The following is a 21718-nucleotide window of genomic DNA, read 5'->3' as shown; positions in this document are numbered from 1 at the left end:
CGATTATCGCTCGGGTCATCGGGACCGGCTGTCCGCGGCGCACATTCAATCAATGGTATCGGCGACATCGGTCAGCATGATGAGCGCCGGATAGGATTCCTCATCCGCTTCGGCCGGCGTGTCTGCGTTCGCACCGTGGCGACCTTCGTTGCCGTGAATCAGCGCTTCGAGCCTCGCCTTTGTCGCGGCATAGCTCGGAGACGCCAGATCCTCGGGTGCCCGGGTCCGTGGCACCGGTACTTCCATCAGTTCAATCACTTCACCTGGATGCGGCTTCAAAACGAGGATCCGATCCGCCAGCAGGATGGCTTCATCGAGATCGTGGGTGACGAATACGATGGTGATGTCGATCTTACGCCAGACCTCCATCAGGTGTTTCTGCATGCGGCCGCGTGTCTGTGCGTCGAGCGCACCGAACGGCTCGTCCATCAGCAGGATGCGTGGTTGATTGGCGATGGCCCGAGCGATCGCGACCCGCTGCTTCATGCCGCCTGAAAGTTGATGCGGATAGTGGTTCGCGAATTTCGCAAGCCCGACGAGGTCGAGCCATTGCGACGCGGCCATTTCCGGATCTTTCTTGCCGTCATAGGCCATCTCCAGTCCAAACATGACGTTCTTTTTGACCGTCAGCCACGGAAAGAGGGTGTAGCCCTGAAAAACCATGCCGCGATCGCTGCCCGGGCCGACGACGGGCTTGTCGTCGAGAAGGATTTCGCCGGACGTCTGTTGATCGAGACCGGCGATGATGCGGATGAGCGTTGACTTTCCGCAGCCCGACGCGCCGACAACACAAAGAAACTCGCGGCGGTGCGTCCTGAAGCTGACGTCGCGAAGCGCCGTCGTCGACTTGCCCATGACCGAGAACGTCTTGCTGAGATTGCGCACGTCGAGGATCACGTCACGGGCCTTAAGTCGCTGAAAGCGATCGCGCACGGCGGGCGATTGTCCGAGAACCGGCAGCCCGTTCGGTTCGGATGTCATCGTTCGTTCCCCTTTGTTGCTTGATCCCAGGGAAAAAGACGCCGGCCGAGCCACGCGAGCGCCATGTCGACGCTGAGCCCGATGAGTCCGATCATGATGATGGCGGCATAGACGTTGTCGAAATGTTGGTAGCGCGCCTGTTGAGTGATGAACCAGGTAATGCCGGTCGACGTGCCGATAAGTTCCGCTACGATCAGATACGTCCATGCCCAACCGAGAAGAATGCGTTGGTCGCGGTAAAGGTCCGGCAAGATTCCCGGCACCACGACGCGAGTCAGGATCGAGCGCCCCTTGGCGCCGAGCGTCAAAGCCGCTTCGACGAGGCCGAAATCGAGCTTCCGCGTTGTGTTGGCGATAATAAGGATCTGCTGAAAGAGCGTGCCTATGACGATGATAGCGATTTTCGGGCCGTCGTAGATACCGAGTATCGCAACGGCTAGGGCGCCGAATGCCGGAGCAGGCAGATAGCGAACGAACTCTGTGAATGGTTCGAAGAGACGCGAGATTGAATTGTAAGCTCCACACAAAATTCCAAGCGGCACACCGATGAGCGAAGAAATAAGGAAGCCCCAGAAGATGACGGTGATGCTGTGCCAGAGACTCTGATGCAGCCATTGACCATCACGCGTTTGCGGAGGCGTTGAAAACGCGGTGATCATTGCGTTGGCAACTTCATGCGGGGCCGGCAGATAGACCGGGTTTGCGGGATTGCCCACCGGACGCGCGAGGCCGGCCTGAACTGCCGCAACCGCCTGTTTGTCAAACTCGGTGCGTTCAACTCGCATGCCTGGCTTGAAATAACCGACCCCGCCGGGATCAGTGACTGTGACTAGCGGATGCCAGACGAACGGCACGTAGCTCGCGACGCACCACAGGAGCACCGGGATCACGAACGACAGGATCCCGAGGATTGTATTTGTCGCTGGCGACAGTCGCCGGCCAACCGCGAACCACGCACGGCTCCGCGCGGGCCGCCTTTCATGCGGCGCCGCTCCCGCCTTTAAGGCGGGAGCGGTGACCAGTCCGAGATCAGGGTTGCGCATTGGTCAGCGACGGATCGATAAAGCTGTCGACGTCGAGTTTTTCTTTGTAAACTGCGTATTTCAAGTTGAAGGCGTTCGCGATTTCGGACGATCCGTAGAGCGATCCGAAACCTTTGGCCTTGGCGAAAACTTTCTTCGCGGCAGCAATGTCCAGCAGCTTCGTGCCGCCGATCAGAGGCTTGTATTCCTCCGGCTTCAGACCCACGCGCGCTGCCATGATCTTGGCGGCGTCATCGACGGTCGCCGGGTCGTTGATGTATTTCACAACCCGGTCCCAGACCTTGATGACCTTTTCCCAATCTGCTTTGCGCGTCGCGAGGCTCGTCGGACTGACGGCGATCACGTCGTAGATAAGGCCGGGCTCATCCGCGGACGTATAGACGGGAGCAGATCCAGGCACCTGCTTCATCGCCTGGCCAGAATTCGGCTGCCACGCGCCGATAGCGGAGACTTCGCCGGAAGCCAGAGTCTGCGGCGTCTCGTTTGTCTTGGTGTTGACGAGCGTCACATCCGATTCCGTCATGCCATTCTTCTCGAGGCCGTTGAGCAGCAAGAGATGCTCGACGAAGCCGACCTCAATGCCAACCTTTTTGCCTTTCAAGTCTTTGAGCGACTTTATTCCCGGCACGCCCACGATCATGTCATTACCGTTGGAATAATCCGTCAGCATGATCATGATATTCTTGGTGCCGGAACCGCCCATGACGAGCGCGTCGCCGTTCGTCACCGTGACGCCGTCGATCTTACCTGCGGAGAACGCGTCCATCGAAGGTACATAGTCGAACCATTCAAAATCGACGTCGACGCCGGCTTCTTTGAACCATCCCTTGTCGATTGCGACCTGCCACGCGACCCAACCCGGCCAGTCGCTGTAACCAATCTTCAGCGGATCGGCCCATGCGCTGGCGGAACCGACGAACATGGAAACCGCCAACACCGCCACTTCACGAATGCGTAATCTACGCGCCATTTCAAACCTCCTGCAAAAGGCCGATATTACGAAAGCCATGATTCGTAATACTGTCCTTAGCAAGCGGCGTGCCATCACGGAAAAGGCGTCTTCACCGGCACTTGGCGAGGACAGAGATCATAGCGCTCTGTTGAGTTTGCCCAATCATCGCTCGCAAAGCCGCAAGAGCGCGCACTTGAAGCCTGGTGCAAACAGTATGGTTGGTTTCGCAGTGCTGAGACCGACGCTTGGTACCCAACGTCAGAATCCTTGGTCTCTTGTCCGCGAGGGGTCAAAAACGACCGTGCAAGTCTCGGGCATTTACGTCCGCTCTCAATCAGCTAGCGGATAATACCCGTTTCTCGCCGACGCTCGTGCGCCATCGCACACTGAAGTCCGCTTTTGTATAGTTGCGGACGTCGCTTCAATGTCCGCAAAGCAGAGTTTGCAGACATCGTGACTGATCTCGGCGCGCTCAATGAGCATTGTTGCCTGCCCAGCCGTTCAGACCCATAGAGCAGACGTCCGCGATCCGACGTCATGGGCCAGAAGCAGACATGACCACCCTCACCACTTCATCCTGAAGCCGCCGGTGCCGGAAACGGCGTAGCTATCGCCGAAGTTGTTCAAACTCGTATTGCCGGAAACTTCGCCGTAGATCGAATAGGCATCATTCGCCCAATTGAGCGAACCGCCGACGCCTAAGCCGCCCCAGAGGTCGTCGTTCTCACTGCGAAAGGCGACCCCGGAAACGTCCGTCTTCGAGCCGTCGAGGAAGTCGTAATAGAGATTGCTGATGCCATAGAGCTTGGCGCGAGAGATCCGTCCTTCGCCATCTCTCCAGGATTCAACGTGGTCGAGCGCTAAGCCTATGCGCCCGGTGAGATCGTCACTGTGGTCGAGAGTCACTCGTGCCCCGAATGGATCATTAAATCCGTCGAAGCTGACCTTCGAATAAGAGAGCTGGGCTTGCGGAACGAGCGACCAATGCGGTGCGACGGCGATATTCTGACCGGCTTCGAGGCTGAAGGCATAACCGCTGCCATCGTCGTCCTTAATCAGCCGTCCGACGCTATTGGAGGACAGGTTGCTGTCGTAGAGCGTGAAGCTACTTTGGCCATCCACGTAAAAGCCGTCCCGGCCATACCAAGTCAGCGTCCCGCCGAAGCCATAGCCGTCTGAGTTGAGTCCGCCCAGGCCATAGATCGAACTGATGTCCGAGGAAATCGTGCCATAGCGCGCATTCCAGCTACCGATGAGCCGACCAGCGGCGGCATCGAGCAAGACGCCGTCCACGCCCGCCTGCAAATCCCAATAGTCGGCATCGAAATCGGCGCCGCTCGTCGACGTTTTCGGATCGAACTTGCTGTGCGAACCTTCGATCCTCGCCCAAACGCCATTGCCTTCGATCATGCCGGGCTGATCTGTGCCGGTATCGCTGCCGCTCGCGCCACCCCAAGATCTGTTGCCGGTCCGCTGTTGCAGCGTGCCGAGCGTATTGAAGGTCTGCAATACGTTGGCGTAGCTTTCATAGATCGCGACGCCCGGCTGATAGAGCGGTGCAGGCGGGGAGTCCGAAGGCGTCGAGCTGCCAGGATCGATCAACGCGGATCGCAGATACCAATCGCCATCCGATAGCGTGCTAACGCCTCCCTCATAGAGCCGGTAAGCATAGGCGCCGCCGATAACAGCTTGATCGCCGTGAAAAACGTAATCGCCGCGCAGAGCGAACGTGCCGTTCGAAGCCCCCTCGACGTCGACAACCTTGATACCCGCAACGGTCTGTCCGCCGGCCCCGCCGAGGTTGTTGACGACCACTTGCGTCGCGCCCGCCGTGCTGCCGGTGACGACGAGGCGGTCGGTGGCGGAAGCATCGCCGCCGAGCACAGACTCGATTGCAAGTGTGCCGCCATTGCCCGTGTAGTCGCCGGCGACGGTTAACGTGCCGATAGAACCGTTACCGGGCGCGATGACGCCGACGTTCGTCGTGGTTCCGACCTGGCCTGTGCCCTGCAGACGGCCACCCGATAGAACATTCAATGTGCCGCCGAGAATACCGTTGACGGCAAGCGCGCCGGCCTCGACCGAGGTTGTGCCCGCGAAAGCCGAATTATCTGCGGTCATCGTCGTCGTGCCGCTGCCGATCTGGCGGATGGTGCCAGTGCCGAGGACGAGATTGTCGAACGTCAAAGCATCGGACCGGTCGAAGGCAAGCGTACCCGTCGCAGAGGTGGTGATTGTGCCGACCACGCTGCCGCTGGTGCCGCCGTTACCGAGTTGCAGCGTGCCATCCTGAATTTGCCAGTCCGTGGTGGCGGTGCCGGTGCCGACAAGAGCCCAAGTGCTGGTGCCAGTCTTCTGAAAGTTGTCGAAGTTCTGATACTGAGAGCCGATCGTCGAGACGTCGAAGACATCATTGGCCGTTCCGCCGAGGCGGAAGACGTCGGCCGCCGAAGCCGCGTTGGCCACAACGTTGCCGTCGATCACTGAGCTGGCCTGCAGTTCAAGTGTTAGCGCGCCCGTTGTTGCTGTTCCGGTCCATCTGATGGCACCGGACTGACCGGCGCCCGCGCGGATCGTGCCGCTGTTGGTGATCGAGTAATTGGTGGTGCCTGTTTGCAAGGTAATCGCCGAAGCTCCGGCTCCGCCTTCAATCGTACCGGTATTAACGATCGGATTGGTGCCCGCTCGGAAGATGATTCCGACGCCGCCTCCTGTGGCCCCTGCCCCGCCGCGGATCGTGCCATGGTTGACGAGAGTGGTGCCTGTTCCCGTGCCCCCTAAGTCTACGCCTGCCCCTCCAGAGCCTGCTGTGCTCGTTCCGCCCTCTACGAGTCCGTTGTTGGTCACCGACGCCCCGAGACGGATCTGCACCCCAGTTCCGCCAGTCCCAAGGTTGGCACTGCCGCCAACAAACGTGCCCGCTAACGTCCTCACTCCGCCTGCGCCCGTGAAGATGATTGGGCTGCCGGAGCTTGCTCCGGAGCCGCTGGTGCCGGAAAGGATGAACGCGCCGGTGTCGATGGTGATCGGCTTTGTGGCGGTGGGTAGGCTGATCGCGGAAGTCGAAAAACTTCCCGTTAGGGTGATCGTCGCATTCGGATCGGGATCGGCATTGGCCTGAGTGATGGCGGCGCGCAGTTGGCCGTCCGTACTTGCCGTATAGTTGCCTGCCGATGACGGCGTAGGCAGTCCGAAGGCTGTTGCCAGCACGGCGCAGGAAAGGCCCGCGAGTAACTGTCCCTTTTTAGTATCCAATACGCGCGCGCCAGCCCGGCCCATGCCCGCCATCATCGGGAAAAATTCCTGTTCTGAACGTATGTAAGTTGCAGAAATGTATGATGATTCGATTCGACGACAAACGCGTTAACGGCGCTGCACAATCGGGGAGATCTGTGGATAGCGGGGATGAAATCTCCGCTCAGCAAACAGCTGCAGCTATCGGCGGCCCTGCGTCGGACGGATCCCGCTTCGTGTGAATCAAGCTACAGCTGCAGTGGGAATGTGTAGGTCGATCGGAGCCAAGCGCTCTTCCAATTGTGACGTGCATCGAGCGATCAGCGCAGGGATCGCCTCCGCCGAGACGGGGGGACTAAAGTAAAACCCTTGAAGCTCGTCGCACCCGGCGCCGGTAAGTGTTTCTGCTTGGTCGATCGTCTCGATCCCTTCCGCAACGGTCCGCATATGCATTTGCCGGGCGAGGGCAGCGACCGCACTAACGATGGCGACGCAGTCCTTCCGCTTTGCCGAATCCAAGTCGCGGACAAAACTGCGATCGATCTTGATTTTGTCAAAAGGGAAGCTTCTCAGATAGCCGAGGGACGCATACGCAGTTCCGAAGTCGTCGAGCGCCATGCGTACGCCGAGCCGTCGGAGTTTAAGTAACGTGTCATGCGTATCGGCGTCATCTCGGAGCAGAACACTTTCCGTGATCTCCAGCTCCAGCCGACGAGGATCGAGCCCCGACTCGTTGATCGCGTTCAGCACGGCCTGATAGACGTTTCCACGTTCGAACTGCACTGGCGACAGGTTCACCGCGACTCGCATGGATGAGGGCCATTTAACCGCTTCACCGCATGCCTGCCGCAGCGCCCAGCCGCCCATCTCCACGATTGCGCCACTCTCTTCCGCCATCGGAATGAACTCGGACGGAGAGATCGTGCCGAGTTCGGGGTGATGCCAGCGCGTCAAGGCTTCAAAGCCAACAACCCGTGCAGCCTTCCAATCGACAATCGGTTGATAAAGAAGTTCGAGCTGACCGGTATCGACGGCGCGGCATAAATCCAGATCTAACGAGCTGTTGATCGAGCGGGCGTGTTGGCTGCCTTCGTAAAAGGCGAAGCCATTTCGCCCGTTTTTTTTCGCGCTATAGAGAGCCACATCGGCGGCGTGCAGGAGTTCGTCTGCGTTGCGTCCATGTTGAGGAGCCAGAGCGATGCCAATGCTGGCGCCGGTGACGGCGATCTGACCGAGAATGGAATGTGCCTCTTTTATAGTGCGCAGCAGCCGCTGCGCCAGCTCTTCCGCTGTGTTCCATTCTTCAACGCCAGCCTGAAGCACGATGAATTCGTCGCCGCCCAGGCGCGCCACCACGTCGCTCTCACGCACCGATGCCAGCAGACGCTTTGCTACGCTCTGTAGAAGCGCATCGCCTGCCGGATGCCCCAGCGTGTCGTTGACCTCCTTAAATCTATCGAGATCTATCCAATGCAACGCGAACCCGGTCGTCGGTCTCAGATTCAGCAAAGCGTTATCCAACGCTTGGCGAAAATGCGTGCGGTTCGCGACTTCCGTGAGTGGGTCGTGGTGGGCAAGCCAGCTGATTTGTTGTTCTGCCCTGCGCCGTTCGGTGATGTCCTCCTGGACATCGACCCAGCCGCCATCGGGTAACGGCTTGATCGTAACCAGGACAACTCGCCCATTCTTCAAGTTTTGGACGTGGCTGAACGTCTTGCCGCGGCCGATTTCTTCGGCGTGATGTTCGACCCAAGTTCGTTGTTGGGCAATCTCGTCCGGTCCGTCTTTGCCGGTTTCCCGTTTGTCGTGGAAGCGCGCGAGGTCAGCCAGCGAAGTTCCCCGCTGGGTGAGCGCATCAGGAAGTTCGTAAAGTTCTTGATAAGCCTTATTGCAGACGATCAACCGCTGCTCGGAGTCAAACATCGACAGCCCACGAGCCATGTTGTTGAGGGCAACATCGAACCAGCCGTTAAGCTGTTTAAGCTCCTGCTCGCGCTTGGATAGCTCCTCGAGAGCCGCTTTCAGCTCCGTCGCGCTTTTGAAATGATCTCCCGGCTTCTGGGACAGCCGCGAACCGTCGCTTCTCCTTTTAGACAGTACGGCATTGACGCGCCTCTTGACGGTGCGCATTTGATTGAAATCCTGACCTCTAATCGACTGAACATATCTCCATGGGGTAAGGGCGAGCTAAAATTCCGCGGATCAATGCCGATGATGCCGCTGTCATCTCGTTAAGCAAGCGGCCTGGCGTGAAACCGCTTCAACGAAAACTGGGGCCGGTCCTTGGTTAGCGGGAATTAACGGACCTCGCCCTGTTCAATCTCGCCTTTGACAGGAAACTGCGTGGCTGTGAGGTGGTAGCCGTGCGCGTCGATGACGTTGCGCCCAGCGGCTATACAATGGACCGCGCGACCATCAGGCAGAAAAAGACCGGCAGGCCAGTGCGCTTCGAGTTCACCGACCAGACCCGTCTGCCGATCGATGAGCACCTGCGACTGACGGGACGAACGCCGCGTCAGTTTCTATTTGCCGGTCGAGGCAATAGCTCAAGTGGATTAACCATTCGACAATATGCCCGGCTTGTAGAGAATTGGGCGGCTAGCGTCGGTTTCGACCCGGCTAAGTTCGGCACGCACTCGCCGCGACGCACGAAGGCAGTGTTGATCTACCGGCGCACCGGCAATCTGCGAGCGGTCCAGATCCTTCTCGGGCATTCGGAAATTGAGAGCACCGTTCGTTACCTCGGGATCGAGCTCGATGATGCAATCGAAATCGCGGAAGTCCGCCTGCCCGTGCAGGAGCAGACCGATGCCAGCACCGTCCTCTGGCAGCTTCAACAGATGGAAAGCCGGCCTGAGTTCGCGAAGATCACCGCAGGTCACGAGGCCCCAGAACTTCAGTCATGTCAAATTGATCCTTGACACACCTGACACGCCGATAGCCGACTCGTCGCCGCCGATCAGGCGGTGGAGCGCCTCCGCGACACGTTCGTCGGCTATTTCCAGCGATACGATGTGCTGCTCTGTCCAGTGACTCTGTTTCCAGCGACTAAGCATGGACTGAAGTAGCTCGTCGTCGATGGCAAGACGGTTTCGCCATTCCACGTGCAGAGTGCGACTGCACCCTTCTGCCTGACCGGCATGCCGGCCCTGTCGATGCGGTTCGGAACAAGCCCTGACGGACTTCCAATTGGCGTCCAAATCGCCTCTTCCTAGTTGGCGGAATCGACGGTGCTGGATGTGGCCTTGCGCCTAGAGAACGTGAGCCCCGTCTGCGACCTCCATCCCACACTCTAAGTCAAAGCGGCCGGTGCCCGATCGCCAGCTTCGAAGGAATTGGAGATCGGGGCCGGCGTTATGAGTCGAAACGTTTGGAAAGTAGAGAAAAGAGATATTCGACCGCTGACGGAGCGTTTGTTGGATCACAGCTCCGGGAGTCCCGCGATGCGCAAGCCCTCTCCAAATATCGCCAAATCTTCGCTCCGTCGGATCGGTAGCCAATCTGCGAGGTTGGAGACGCGGATCGTTGTATCCAGATCGCGAAGTTGGTTCATCGCCACGCGCGCTTCGTCTTTGCGTCCCGAAAGCGCTCGGGTCGCTGCGATGAGAGCCACAGCCACGAGAAAACTCGGAAGGTTTCCGTAAGCAAGCTCTGCCCAATAGGAGGCAGCATCGATACGACGCGCGAAGAGATGCGCCATTCCGATTCCGGCCTGCATCCGATAAAGTTCGGGATCAAGGGGGTTAAGCGACATGGCGCGCTCAAAATGAGCAATCGCATCATCGGGCTCGCCCTGCCAAGTCCTAAGAAAGCCGCCAAGAAACCACACCGCCGCAAGGTTTGGATTGAGAAACTTTGCTCTATCGACGAGTGCAATTCCGGAATCGAGATCGCCTGCAAGATGCGCCAACGCATGCGCACCTCGCGTGAGTGCGACGGCATCATCTCGGCCAAGTTCCACGGCCAGCCGCGCCAATCGGGCGCCCTCAGAGGTTTCCCATGTGCGGTCCGCGCTCCATCCGTTGACCTTGCGCCAGAAATAGCACCAAGCCGCCATCGCATGGGCCGTTGCGTATTCTGGGTCAAGCTCCATGCTTCTCGCGAACAGAGGCAAAGCTTCGTCGATCGCTTCGCGCGTCCCCCGGTGGACATGAGCCAGACCACGCAGATAAAAATCGTAAGCGTCGAGGCTCCCTGTAGGCTTGTTCTTCGCGCGCTCGATTTCGGCTAGTTCGACACGGGGCGCAATTGCGCCGACCACGCCCGTCGCAATTCGATCCTGCAATTCGAAAATATCGTCGACTGTTCCCTCAAATCGCTCCGCCCAGAGCTGCACGCCTGTTGTTGCGTCAATGAGCTGGCAGGTTATACGCACGCGGTCGGCAGATTTGCGCATGCTGCCTTCGAGCACGTATCCAACGCCGAGTTCGTTTCCGACTTGTTTGACATCGAAACCGCAGTCTCGATAAACGAAGCTCGAGTTTCGGGCGATGACGAACAGCCAGCGCACGCGCGACAAAGCCGTAATGATTTCCTCGACGACACCATCGACGAAATACGCCTGCTCCGGATCTCCGCACATGCTCTGAAACGGAAGAACGGCGATCGACGGTTTGTTTGGGGGAGCGGGCGACGGTCGCACCGCGTCCCTCGATTGCGAAGCCGAGACGGCCGCCTCGTTAACGCGTTGAGTTTCCCTAACATCGCCGACGAAGCGGAAGCCTTTCCTAGGGACGGTCTTCACGAGGTCCTGCTTTTCGCCCGAGTCGCCGATGGCTTTGCGGACGGCGTTGATGTGGCTGGTGACAGTTGATTCAGACACGACGCGCCCGCCCCATACGCCCTCAAGCAAGTCGTCCTTGCTGACGACCCGATCGCGGTTCTGGACGAGATACAAAAGAAGATCGAAGACCTGCGGGCCGACCGGTATCGCTCTGGAGGCCAGCTTCAATTCTCGACGCTCGGGATCGAGAACATAATCCTTAAACAGAAAATGCACCGTCCGGCTCCACTGGAATTGGCAAAATGACGTCTGTCTCAGACCCTAATCTTGCGGCCCACACCCTTAGAGCCTGCTTGGATAGTTTTTCAAGGTAATCCCAAGCGTTTTTCAAGATAGCGACAAAGACGTTTTATTAGCTCTCTCCCATTCTCCTGACGCCGCTCGGCCGCGGCGTTCAGATTGGAGATATTGGATGAAAATCGTGGTTATCGGGGGCACGGGCCTTATAGGCTCGAAGCTCATCCCGCATTTGCGGAAAAAGGGTCACGATGCCATTGCCGCTTCGCCTAACACCGGCGTCAACGCCCTCACCCGCGAGGGGCTAGCGGCGGCTATGTCTGGGACACAGGTTGTCGTCGACGTCGCTAATTCGCCATCCTTTGAAGACAACGCCGTTCTCGAATTCTTCCAGACTTCGGGACGCAATCTTCTTGCAGCCGAGGCCGCAGCGGGTGTTAGCCATCACATAGCATTGTCAGTGGTCGGCGCAGATCGCCTCCCCGAGAGCGGTTATCTCCGCGCCAAAGTTGCGCAGGAATCCCTGATCAAAGCCGCAAAAATCCCCTTTACGATTTTGCGGTCCACTCAGTTTTTCGAATTCGTCGGCGCGATCGCACAGTCCGCCACCAAAGGTAACGACGTCCATTTATCGCCGGCCCTTCTGCAACCGGTTTCCTCTGATGATGTGGCCGCAGCGCTGGCAGATCTGACCGTCGGAAAGCCGGTCAACGGCTTCGTAGAGATAGCGGGACCGGAGAAGATCCCTCTCGACGAAATCGGGCGACACTACCTCTCCGCAACGGGTGATGGTCGGCGCGTTATCGCCGATGTTCATGCTCGCTACTTTGGCACCGAGCTCAACGACAAATCCCTCACCCCCGGTGACAATCCGATCCTTGGAATAAATCGGTTCGACGATTGGCTACGGGCTCGGTCTGCCGCCTAAAGCGCTCCAACGGTGTGCAATCTCGCAAAGAGGTCATTCAATATGATGAGATCGATTTCGCTCGCCGTCGCGTTCGCGCTCGGAACAGCGGCGATAGCAAACGGTATCTTCATGCTCGTTGCGCCGGAGAATTGGTACTTTGCCGTGCCCGGCGTGACAACAACAGGCCCGTTCAACCAGCACTTCTTACGCGGCATCGGCTTGATCTTCCTGTTTATCGGCGCCGCATTTCTCTTGGGCGTCGCGAAGCCTGATCTTCGCATCTTCTTGTGGGCCGCCCCATCTCTGTGGCTCGCGGGACATGCGCTCTTCCACTTCTGGGAAGTTGCTGTCGGCATCTGCTCTGCCTCCGTCATTCCTCGCGATTTCCCGGCGGTGACCTTGCCCGCAATCCTGGGTCTCTCGATCACAATGTGGGCAATCGCCGAGAGGCGGTCGACCGGCTCATCCGCCGTCTAATACGCACGAACACTTTTCACACCGAACCAAGCTTTATCAGCGCTTAGAAGGAGCAAGTCATGGATTTAAACGTCACATCAAATCTAACTCGATCAATGCTCGAAGAATTGGTGCCATCGCGCTATGCGGTGCGTATTGGCGAGATTGATGTTCTGGTTGTCAGCGATGGCGTGCTGCCACTCCCGACTGAAATGTTGGCGCCTAACGCCGAACCCGACACCCGCGCGGCTTGGTTGGATAATATGTTCCTGCCTCGGGATGCTTTTGATTGGGCGCTGAACACCGTCGTCGTGCGCAGCGGCAATCAGACCATCCTCATCGACGCGGGACTGTGGTCCGACCCGGACTTGCACTTGCCGCGCGCCGGGCAGTTGATCAAGCGCCTGGAAGCCGCAGGAATCGATCTTGGCTCTGTGACTGATGTGGTTTTGACCCATATGCATATGGACCATGTTGGCGGCCTTCTTGTCGATGGCGTAAAGGAGCAGCTGCGTCGGGATCTGCGGATTCACGTGGCCGCCGCCGAAGTCAAGTTCTGGGAAGCGCCGGATTTCTCTCACACCGCCATGCCACCGGGATTCCCAGATGCGCTTCGAGCCACTGCCAAGCGGTTCGCAAATGAGTATCGCAGCAACCTCCGAACCTTTGAGGAGGAGCACGAGGTTGCGCCAGGAGTTGTCGTCCGCCGCACCGGTGGCCACACGCCAGGGCATAGTGTGGTCCGCGTGGCGTCTGGTGACGACGCGCTGACGTTCGCCGGCGACGCTGTATTCGCCGCCGGGTTTGAGCAGCCCGAATGGCATAATGGTTTCGAGCACGACCCCAACGAAGCGGCACGCGTACGGGTCCGTCTTTTGCGGAAGCTCGCTGAGACTGGCGAGTTTTTGGTCGCCACTCACCTGCCGTTCCCATCGGTTGGCCGGGTGGCTGTGGACGGCGATGCCTTTCGTTGGGTTCCAGTCTTTTGGGACTACTGACGTTGGTTCGAACGGGAAGATTCAAAGTCTGAGCATTCCACCGATCTCGAGCTGCGATCGCGCAATCTCTGTATCGTCGGATGCGCGAAGCAAAATTGGCCTTTAGCTATGTCTGCTTTTGTATATGAGCGGACGTCGCTTCAATGTCCGCAAAGCAGAGTTTGCAGACATGGGGGCTGATTTCCTCGCACCCAATGATCATCGTTGCCGGGACGGCCGTTCAGAGCCGTAGAGCCGACATTAGCAATCCGACGCGATGGGTCATTAGCGGACATGACCGAAAATGACGGCTCGTTCTTCTGGGCGTCTGCGCTCAAAACCCTAAGCGGTGCTTCTTAGAGGCGGGACTTAGAAAGACGGGTAAACTCAGCCCGCACGGCATTCGTCAGTTTGAACGAGAGGCGTGGCGCTAGCTCTCAGATACACCGTTCCAATCCCAAGCAGCAGGGGTTCGGAACGATCGAAGGCGGCGATTGCGTCTTCAAGTTCGATCAGCGTGCAGTGGGCGATCTGCTGATTGGTGCGGCTCAGCGATGCCGCGATGCCGACGGGCGTCTCTCGTGGCATTCCGAGCATGATAAGCCGCTCGGCGATTTCGCCTGCAAAGGGTCCGCCCATATAGAAAACTGTCGTCGCCGACGGATCGGCGATCGCCTTCCAGTCGAGATCCTCGGGCAGTCCGCCATTCTTCGAGTGTCCGGTGACGAACCTCACTGACTTGGCATGATTGCGGTGCGTGAGCGAAACGCCGAACGCTGCGGCCATTGCGGATGCCGCGGTGATACCGGGTACGATGCACGCGTCGATGCCCTCGGATTCGAGGCATGCCATTTCCTCGCCAGCCCGACTGAAGATCGAAGGATCTCCGGCTTTGAGACGCACCACATGCTTTCCGGCACGTGCATAGGTCAGCATCAAGCCGTTGATGTCATCCTGACGGCAACTCTGGCGCCCTCCACGCTTGCCGACGCATACAAGCTCGGCGCCGGCATTTGCCAGCTCAAGAATTGAGTCGGAGACGAGCGAATCGAACAACACGACGTCCGCGCGCTCAAGCGCGCGCAGCGCCTTCACTGTCAGAAGCTCCGGATCGCCCGGCCCGGCGCCGACGAGCGTGACACGTCCCGTCGGTACGGGCCATGCCGTCTTGCTGTGAAGTCTCGGCCGCGCCGGCACGCGCATTTGGCGAAGCCGTACGAAAAACATCAACGTCGCTCTCAGCAGATATTCCGCTATTCTCGAGAGAGGCCGCGCCGCCGGGAAACCATTGCTCAGAAAATTTTCTGCCCGCATTTCAGAAATCCTCGCTCTTGACGGCGCCAGTGTCTGCATTTCAGAAGTTGATCAAACCGCCGACGCTGACGAGATCGAGCCCTTGGAGATCGGTCAAGGTGGGAGCGCCGGACACGTCGGCGCCGTAATGCTGAACCTTCACGTAGAGGATCATCGCAGCCGCATCGATCTCTTGCGCGATGCCGCCGCCGTATCGCGAGAATGTGCTTCCGGTTGCGCCCAAAGCGAGCGCGTTAGGGCCGAGCTGGTCAACGTATTCGGCATAGTCGCCGTAAATTACCGTTGCGCCGAGCGGCAGCCATTTTCTGCGAATGCCGGATTTGACGTACCAATGGTGACTTTCGGGCGCGACCTGGCCGTTTGTCAAAACGGCATCGTTGTTGTCTTCGTGGCCATACGCGGCATGAACGAAAAGCCCGGTCGGCTCATGCTCGACGTAACCGCCGGCCTGAAAGAATTGCGAATTTTTGGAGATCATCACGGCAGTGCCGCTGATACGCTCATCGGAATTCTCAGAGTAACCCGCGCCGAGCTGAACCTGGAAATCATTCCATCGGCCCGCATAGCGTGCCGCGATCTCCCAATCGTCGTCTTCGCCCCAGCTTGCGGATACGGAGAAACCGTCAAACACGGGAGAATCGTAACGAACGGAATTCATCACAAGGCCGTCGCAATCGCCGCCCAACGGAACGTTCTGCGAATAGCAATAGCCCAGCTGACCCCAGGTGATTCCAGGCAATAGAACACCATTCCGGCGAATTCCGAACTGCGGAAAGCCGGCGAGAAACGTGTAGTTGTCGATGATCTGCGTGCCGGATTGATCGGTGAACATTGCAACACTTTTCGAAGCATCTGCCTGCCGCCCGATGCTCACTTTGCCGAGATCTTTGCTCTGAATGTACCAGTACGACATCTGGACATTGAGGCCTTGATCAAAATCGGCCGAGGACTGGTTCATCGCGGCGCCAGTCGAGGCGTTGCGCCCGAACGGATTGTCAGCGAGATTTTGGATGCGCAGCGTATATCCTGCCTTCCAACCGGGTGCGAATTGGGCTTCGCCCGTGAACTTCACATGCGTTGCCTGTGTCGGCCCGAGTCCGTGCAGATAAGCGTTTCTCTCCGCGCCATCGTCCCACCACGTCAGTTCCTGGGCGACGTAGCCGGAAATCGTCAGGGAGACTTTGCGATTACCTTTGCGGGCGGTCGTAGCTTCGAGTTCAGCAACGCGTTCCTCTAGATCGCTGCAGCAATCGCCGCCGAGATCGGCCGCTTGTAAGGCGCCGGACAAGCTCGCGAACACGCCAAGGATGAGCGGTAAGCGAAGAAGTTCGGTGGCTCGTTTCAAGGGTTCACTCCGCTGCTTCAAGATTCTGTGCTTCAATGATCGTTCGGATTTCGGCGCGGCACGATCCGCAATTCGTACCGGCTTGAAGTGTTTCACCAATGGCTGCCACGGTTCGGCAGCCGCGGCGTGCGGCGGCGGCGATTTCGTTGGCGCCGACGCTAAAACACGAGCACACCGTCGCACCTTTGTCGGCGCCGCCCCCGCCGGGACGCCCGGCGATGATCTTGAAGCGGGCACCGGCTTTGGGATGCGGAGCCGCAAGTTGCGCGACTGCCCAGTCGCGCGAGACGGCGACGGGGTCGGGCGCGAGAAAGAGGGCGCCCAACAATCTTTCATCGCGGTAGCTGGAAAATCGGAAAATTCCGCTTTGGCGATCTTGGAAAGCGATGGTTTCCGCATCGGGTTCCGCGCCGAAAAGCGCGGTTGCGAACGCCGTCCAATCTTCGCGTCCGCAGGCGAAACCAAGCTCGATGCGCCAACCGTCGTTGCACTTTGCGAGCGCCCAATATTCAGCATCGATATGCCTGGGCTTTGAGGCAAGAACGGCGAAACCATACGCGGATGCGACGAAGCGTTCGATGCGCACAGGAATGTTCTTCGATGCGGGCTGGCCCGAAACGGGATCGACGATCGACTGCACGAGCGTATCGACGCGAGCTCTAGATGCGAACTGATCGCTCCAGTGCATCGGAATGAAAATCGATCCCGGCTGCTGCCGCGCCGAGATCAGCGCGCGTACCAAAATGAACGCCGAGCCGGTGGAAACGCGAACGAGATCGGCGTCTTTTATGTTGTGGCGCACCGCATCTTCAGGGTGGATTTCGGCAAAGGGCTCGCCGTAATGCTGCGAGAGACGCGCGCTTTTTCCCGTCCGCGTCAGCGTGTGCCAATGATCGCGAATGCGTCCGGTATTGAGGGCTACCGGGAAGGCCGGAGTCGTCCGATGGGAGCCTTCGATATCAATTGCAAGGAAGCGCGCTTTCCGATCGGGCGTGAAGAATTGTCCATCCGAGAACAGCCGGGTTCGCGAGCCAGAGGCGGCGGGGCGCGGCCATTGAATCGGTTCTAGCGCGTCGAAATCTTCGTCGGAAATCCTTGCGAGCGCGCCGATATCGAAGTCGCGTGCGCCACCGTTCTCGAACGCGGACAGCGCAGCGTGTTCTGCAAAAATTTCCCGCGACGATCTGAAGTCGAAAGCGGCGCCGAAGCCCATGCGCTTCGCCACCTCGCATATGATCAGCCAATCCGGCAGCGCTTCGCCGGGAAGTGGCAGAAAACTTCGTTGCCGGGAGATCCGCCGCTCCGAATTGGTGACGGTGCCGCTCTTCTCGCCCCACGCTGCTGCCGGAAGACGGACATGCGCGTGCCGTATGGTGTCCGTGTTGGCGATGACGTCAGAGACGACGACGAACGGGCAATTGCGAAGCGCCTCCTCGATGCTTCCTGCGTCCGGCATCGACACGACCGGGTTCGTCGCTACGATCCAGATCGCCTTGATGCGACCGTCAGCGACGGCGCGGAACATATCGACAGCCTTCAGGCCAGGCTTTGACGCTATTGCAGGAGATTGCCAGAAGCGCTGAACGCGATCGCAATCGCCGGGCCTGTCAAATTCCATGTGAGCCGCGAGCGTGTTTGCGAGACCGCCGACTTCGCGTCCGCCCATCGCGTTCGGCTGGCCGGTGATGGAGAACGGCGTGGCTCCTGGCTTACCGATACGGCCCGTTGCGAGATGGCAATTGATGATGGCGTTGACCTTGTCGGTGCCGCAGGATGATTGGTTGACGCCTTGGCTGAAGACGGTGACCGTCTTCTCCGTTCGCGCAAAAAGTTCGAAGAAAGTCTTGAGAACGGCGTGAACGAGGCCCGTCCGCTCGATAATGGTGAGTGCGTCGACCGCTTCGGCGACGCGAAGCGCCTCCGAAAAACCCGATGTGTGGGCGGCAATAAAATCCCGATCAATGGACCCGGTCTCGAACAGATGCTTGAGTAGACCGATGAAGAGCGCGACATCGCCGTCCGGCTTGATCGGCAGATGCAAGTCGGCGATGTCGGCCGTCATGGTGCGGCGCGGATCGATCAACACGATCTTCATGTCCGGCCGCTTCTCTTTGGCGACGACGATGCGCTGGTAGATGACGGGATGGCACCAGGCGAGGTTCGAGCCGACGAGCACGACGAGATCGGCAAGCTCGAGATCCTCGTAGCAGCCGGGCACCGTATCGGAACCGAATGCGCGTTTGTGGCCCGCTACCGACGACGCCATACAGAGTCGCGAATTGGTGTCGATATTTGCGGAGCCGATGAATCCTTTCATCAGCTTGTTGGCGACGTAATAGTCTTCCGTGAGCAACTGACCAGAGACGTAGAAGGCGACCGAATCTGGACCGTGCTCTGAGATCGTTTCCGAAAAGCGCGATGCAACAAGATCGTGCGCCGTATCCCAATTTACCCTTCGGCCGTCGACTTCCGGGAAAAGCAGACGATCATCGAGATCGACGGTTTCGCCGAGCGCCGAACCCTTCGAACATAGGCGGCCAAAGTTCGCCGGATGGTCCTTGTCTCCCCGCACCGCGACTTTTCCGTCCTCGGAAACGTCCGCGACGATGCCGCAGCCGACGCCGCAGTACGGACAGGTCGTTTTTATGGGCTGGGGCGCGGTCATTCGGGGCTTTCCTGCCTCACGCTGCGCAATCGGCTTTGGCGGCCAGAGCGATGAAGAGAACCTCACCTTCGACCTTGATTGGAATGGTGCGAACCGCGCCTTCATCGGCACCGAGCGCTTTGCCCGTTTCGAGCGAGATCACCCAGTTGTGCAATGGGCAGGTCACGGCTGCTCCGTGGACGATGCCCTGGCTCAGCGGTCCGCCCTTGTGCGGACAGTGGTCTTCGATGGCGAAGACACGATCTTCCGCCGTGCGAAACACCGCGATCTTGCCTTGAGGGGTCTCAACGCAGCGCGCGCCGCGGCGCGGGATCTCGGTGATGCTGCCGATCATTGCCCAGGTCATGGGGTCACTCCGCCGCTTGAGGCATGCCGATGCTCGCCATCGGCTTAAATTCGTGCTTGTGAAGACCGGAGACGCGCTCCGACCAGGGATCGACCTGGGCGAATTTCTGCGAATACACGAAGCGCTCGTAGTAGCTCTGGCGCCTTTCGAGATCGTCGAGCACCTGCCGGCGGACCTCGTCAATCGTCACGCGCTTCGTCCATTTGTAGATGCGTTCGAGATAGCGCGCCTGCTCGCGGTACATCTGCACGAGTGCGACGATGACTTCGAGGGCTTCGTCCTCGGTCTTGACGAGACCCAGAACTTCCGTGCCCTTGATGTCGAGGCCGGCCGCGCCCGCGAAGTGAATTTCGTAGCCGGAATCGACGCAAATGACGCCGACGTCCTTGCACGTCGCTTCGGCGCAATTTCGCGGACAGCCCGAGACCGCCATCTTGACCTTGGCGGGCGTCCACGAGCCCCACATGAATTTTTCGATGCGGATACCGAGGCCGGTCGAATCCTGTGTGCCGAAGCGGCACCAATCCGTTCCGACGCAGGTCTTCACGGTGCGCAGGCCCTTGGCGTAGGCGTGGCCCGATACGAAACCTGCTTTGCCGAGATCGGCCCAGACGGCGGGCAGATCTTCTTTCTTGATGCCGAGCATGTCGATGCGCTGGCCGCCCGTCACCTTGACGGTCGGGATATCGAATTTATCCACAACGTCGGCAATGGCGCGCAACTCTTTCGCGCTCGTTACGCCGCCCCACATGCGCGGCACGACGGAATAGGTGCCGTCTTTCTGGATGTTGGCGTGAACACGCTCGTTGATGAAGCGCGATTGATAATCGTCGGCGTATTCTCCTGGCCAGTCGCACACGAGATAGTAATTCAGCGCCGGGCGACACTTGGCGCAGCCGCACGACGTCGTCCACTCGAGTTCCTGCATGACGGCGAAGACGTTCTTCAGGCTCTTGGCCTTGATGAGGCGGCGTACGTCGTCGTGACCGAGCGTCGTGCAACCGCACATGGGTTGAACCGCTGTCGGATTGTAAGATTCGCCGAGCGTCAGCGCCATCAGCTGTTCGACGAGCCCGGTGCACGATCCACATGATGCCGAAGCTTTGGTGTGGGCGCGGACGTCGTCGAGCGAGGTCAGGACCTTCTCTTGAATCGCGCCGATAATCTTGCCCTTACACACGCCGTTGCAGCCGCAGATCTCTGCGTCATCGGGCAAGGCTGCAACGGCCGCCATAGGGTCCAGGGGGGACCCTCCTTGATAAGCCTGACCGAAGATCAGGGTGTCGCGCATGTCGGTGATGTCGACCTGCTTTTTCTTCAGGTCGTTGAACCAGGCGCCGTCGGCGGTTTCGCCGTAGAGCACGGTGCCGATGATGCGGTTGTCTTTCAGGATGATCCGTTTGTAGACACCGGCTGAAGCGTCTCGAAGCACGATTTCGTGCCGATCTTCGCCGTCGGCGAAATCGCCGATTGAGAAAAGATCTATACCGGTGACCTTCAGCTTCGTCGGCGTATCGCTGTGTACGAAGGCTGCCGTGCTTGACGGATCGGCAAGGTGCGCGGCGGCGACCCGGGCCATTTCGTAGAGCGGTGCGACGAGGCCGTACACGTGGCCAGCGACTTCGGCGCACTCACCAACCGCGAAGATATTCGGGTCGGAGGTTTGCATTCCGGCATCTACGACGATGCCGCGGTTGGTTGCGAGGCCAGCATCTTTCGCGAGGCCAGCATTCGGCTTTATGCCCGCGGCCATGACAACGAGTGTCGCCGGAATGATGCGGCCGTCGGCAAGCTCGACGCCTTCGACTTTCTTTTCTCCGATGATCGCTTTCGTGCTGGCCTTGCAGATGACCTTGATTTCGCGTTCCTCTATGGCTTTCTGCAGCAAATAACCAGCCGCCGGATCGAGCTGGCGTTCCATCAGTGTCGGCATCAGATGCAACACAGTGACGTCCATTCCCTGGGATTCGAGGCCCGCGGCGGCTTCAAGTCCGAGCAATCCGCCGCCGATGACGACGGCTTTCGTGCGTGATTGCGCTGCAAGCAACATGGCGTTGACGTCGTCGAGATCGCGGTAACTCAAGACACCCGCGAGGTTGGCGCCCGGCACCGGCAGGATGAACGGCACCGAACCCGTCGCGATAACAAGCTTGTCGTAGGGTTCGACGACGCCGTGATCCGACGTCACGGCCTTGGCGTCGCGATCGATCGATACGATCTTGTGGCCCTTGTAGAGCGTGATGCCGTTCTTGATGTACCAGCCGTCGCCGTGAATGATGATCTGCTCGTAGCTCTTCTCGCCCGAGAGGACCGGCGAGAGCATGATGCGATCGTAATTGACGCGCGGCTCGGCGTTGAAGATTGTGACGTCGTAGCGACCGGGGGCGGTCTCTAACAAATGCTCAAGCATGCGGCCCGGTGCCATGCCATTGCCGACGACGACAAGTTTTTCGGGTGAGGGTCGCTGCATTGGGG

14 protein-coding genes and 1 pseudogene are annotated in these 21718 nt (G+C 59.1%); 4 read left to right on the top strand and 11 right to left on the bottom strand.

Going from position 1 to position 21718, the window contains the following annotated elements; all coding sequences use genetic code 11:
• Positions 1-45: 45 nt before the first annotated feature.
• The 5 genes from WC811_RS10575 to WC811_RS10555 form a co-directional block, all read right to left on the bottom strand.
• The gene (locus WC811_RS10575; protein ID WP_372644156.1) at positions 46-981 is read right to left on the bottom strand and encodes an ABC transporter ATP-binding protein; all 936 of its coding nucleotides are present in this window, start codon (positions 979-981) and stop codon (positions 46-48) included.
• The gene (locus WC811_RS10570) at positions 978-1871 is read right to left on the bottom strand and encodes an ABC transporter permease (RefSeq protein WP_372644153.1); all 894 of its coding nucleotides are present in this window, start codon (positions 1869-1871) and stop codon (positions 978-980) included. Before WC811_RS10570 ends, WC811_RS10575 begins: the two co-directional genes overlap by 4 nt.
• 139 nt (positions 1872-2010) lie before the next feature.
• A complete protein-coding gene (locus tag WC811_RS10565) occupies positions 2011-2994 on the bottom strand; it encodes an ABC transporter substrate-binding protein (RefSeq protein ID WP_372644150.1) in 984 nt (327 codons plus the stop codon).
• 546 nt (positions 2995-3540) lie between these two features.
• Complete coding sequence (locus tag WC811_RS10560) at positions 3541-6267, bottom strand: autotransporter outer membrane beta-barrel domain-containing protein (RefSeq protein ID WP_372644147.1); 2727 nt, start codon at positions 6265-6267, stop codon at positions 3541-3543.
• 186 nt (positions 6268-6453) lie between these two features.
• Positions 6454-8340 carry a putative bifunctional diguanylate cyclase/phosphodiesterase gene (locus WC811_RS10555; RefSeq protein WP_372644144.1) on the bottom strand — a complete coding sequence of 629 codons (1887 nt, stop codon included), beginning with the start codon at positions 8338-8340 and terminating at the stop codon, positions 6454-6456.
• Between the two features lie 179 nt (positions 8341-8519).
• On the opposite strand from WC811_RS10555, the pseudogene WC811_RS10550 reads away from it, so the two are divergent.
• Positions 8520-9131: pseudogene (locus WC811_RS10550) on the top strand (tyrosine-type recombinase/integrase); the annotation flags it as partial.
• A 500-nt stretch (positions 9132-9631) separates the two neighbouring features.
• Here the strand turns inward: WC811_RS10550 and WC811_RS10545 are convergent.
• Entirely contained in the window at positions 9632-11209 is a 1578-nt protein-coding gene (locus tag WC811_RS10545; protein ID WP_372644141.1) for a winged helix-turn-helix domain-containing tetratricopeptide repeat protein, read from the bottom strand.
• A gap of 196 nt (positions 11210-11405) precedes the next feature.
• Between WC811_RS10545 and WC811_RS10540 the strand changes: the two genes are divergently transcribed.
• From WC811_RS10540 to WC811_RS10530, 3 genes are read left to right on the top strand one after another with little or no spacing between them, the layout of a single operon-like run.
• On the top strand, positions 11406-12158 hold the full coding sequence (locus tag WC811_RS10540; RefSeq protein WP_372644139.1) for an SDR family oxidoreductase: 753 nt from the start codon (positions 11406-11408) through the stop codon (positions 12156-12158).
• 42 nt (positions 12159-12200) lie between these two features.
• Complete coding sequence (locus WC811_RS10535) at positions 12201-12617, top strand: hypothetical protein (RefSeq protein ID WP_372644136.1); 417 nt, start codon at positions 12201-12203, stop codon at positions 12615-12617.
• 59 nt (positions 12618-12676) lie between these two features.
• Entirely contained in the window at positions 12677-13594 is a 918-nt protein-coding gene (locus WC811_RS10530; protein WP_372644134.1) for an MBL fold metallo-hydrolase, read from the top strand.
• Positions 13595-13960: 366 nt separating this feature from the next.
• Here WC811_RS10530 and cobA read toward each other — a convergent pair whose 3' ends face one another.
• From cobA to nirB, 5 genes are all read right to left on the bottom strand, one after another.
• Positions 13961-14800 (bottom strand): uroporphyrinogen-III C-methyltransferase, encoded by an 840-nt coding sequence (gene cobA / locus WC811_RS10525; RefSeq protein ID WP_372644131.1) that lies wholly within the window; start codon positions 14798-14800, stop codon positions 13961-13963.
• A 127-nt stretch (positions 14801-14927) separates the two neighbouring features.
• Complete coding sequence (locus WC811_RS10520; protein ID WP_372644128.1) at positions 14928-16232, bottom strand: porin; 1305 nt, start codon at positions 16230-16232, stop codon at positions 14928-14930.
• Positions 16233-16236: 4 nt separating this feature from the next.
• Positions 16237-18897 (bottom strand): molybdopterin-dependent oxidoreductase, encoded by a 2661-nt coding sequence (locus WC811_RS10515; protein WP_372644125.1) that lies wholly within the window; start codon positions 18895-18897, stop codon positions 16237-16239.
• A gap of 16 nt (positions 18898-18913) precedes the next feature.
• Positions 18914-19243 carry a nitrite reductase small subunit NirD gene (gene nirD / locus WC811_RS10510; RefSeq protein ID WP_372644122.1) on the bottom strand — a complete coding sequence of 110 codons (330 nt, stop codon included), beginning with the start codon at positions 19241-19243 and terminating at the stop codon, positions 18914-18916.
• Positions 19244-19247: 4 nt separating this feature from the next.
• Positions 19248-21713 carry a nitrite reductase large subunit NirB gene (gene nirB, locus WC811_RS10505; RefSeq protein ID WP_372645755.1) on the bottom strand — a complete coding sequence of 822 codons (2466 nt, stop codon included), beginning with the start codon at positions 21711-21713 and terminating at the stop codon, positions 19248-19250.
• Positions 21714-21718 lie beyond the last annotated feature (5 nt).

The sequence above is a fragment of the Hyphomicrobium sp. genome (assembly GCF_041659645.1).
Taxonomy (GTDB): Bacteria; Pseudomonadota; Alphaproteobacteria; order Rhizobiales; family Hyphomicrobiaceae; genus Hyphomicrobium_B.
Note: the sequence above shows the minus strand (reverse complement) of the source record. Positions and strands in the feature narration are given on the sequence as shown.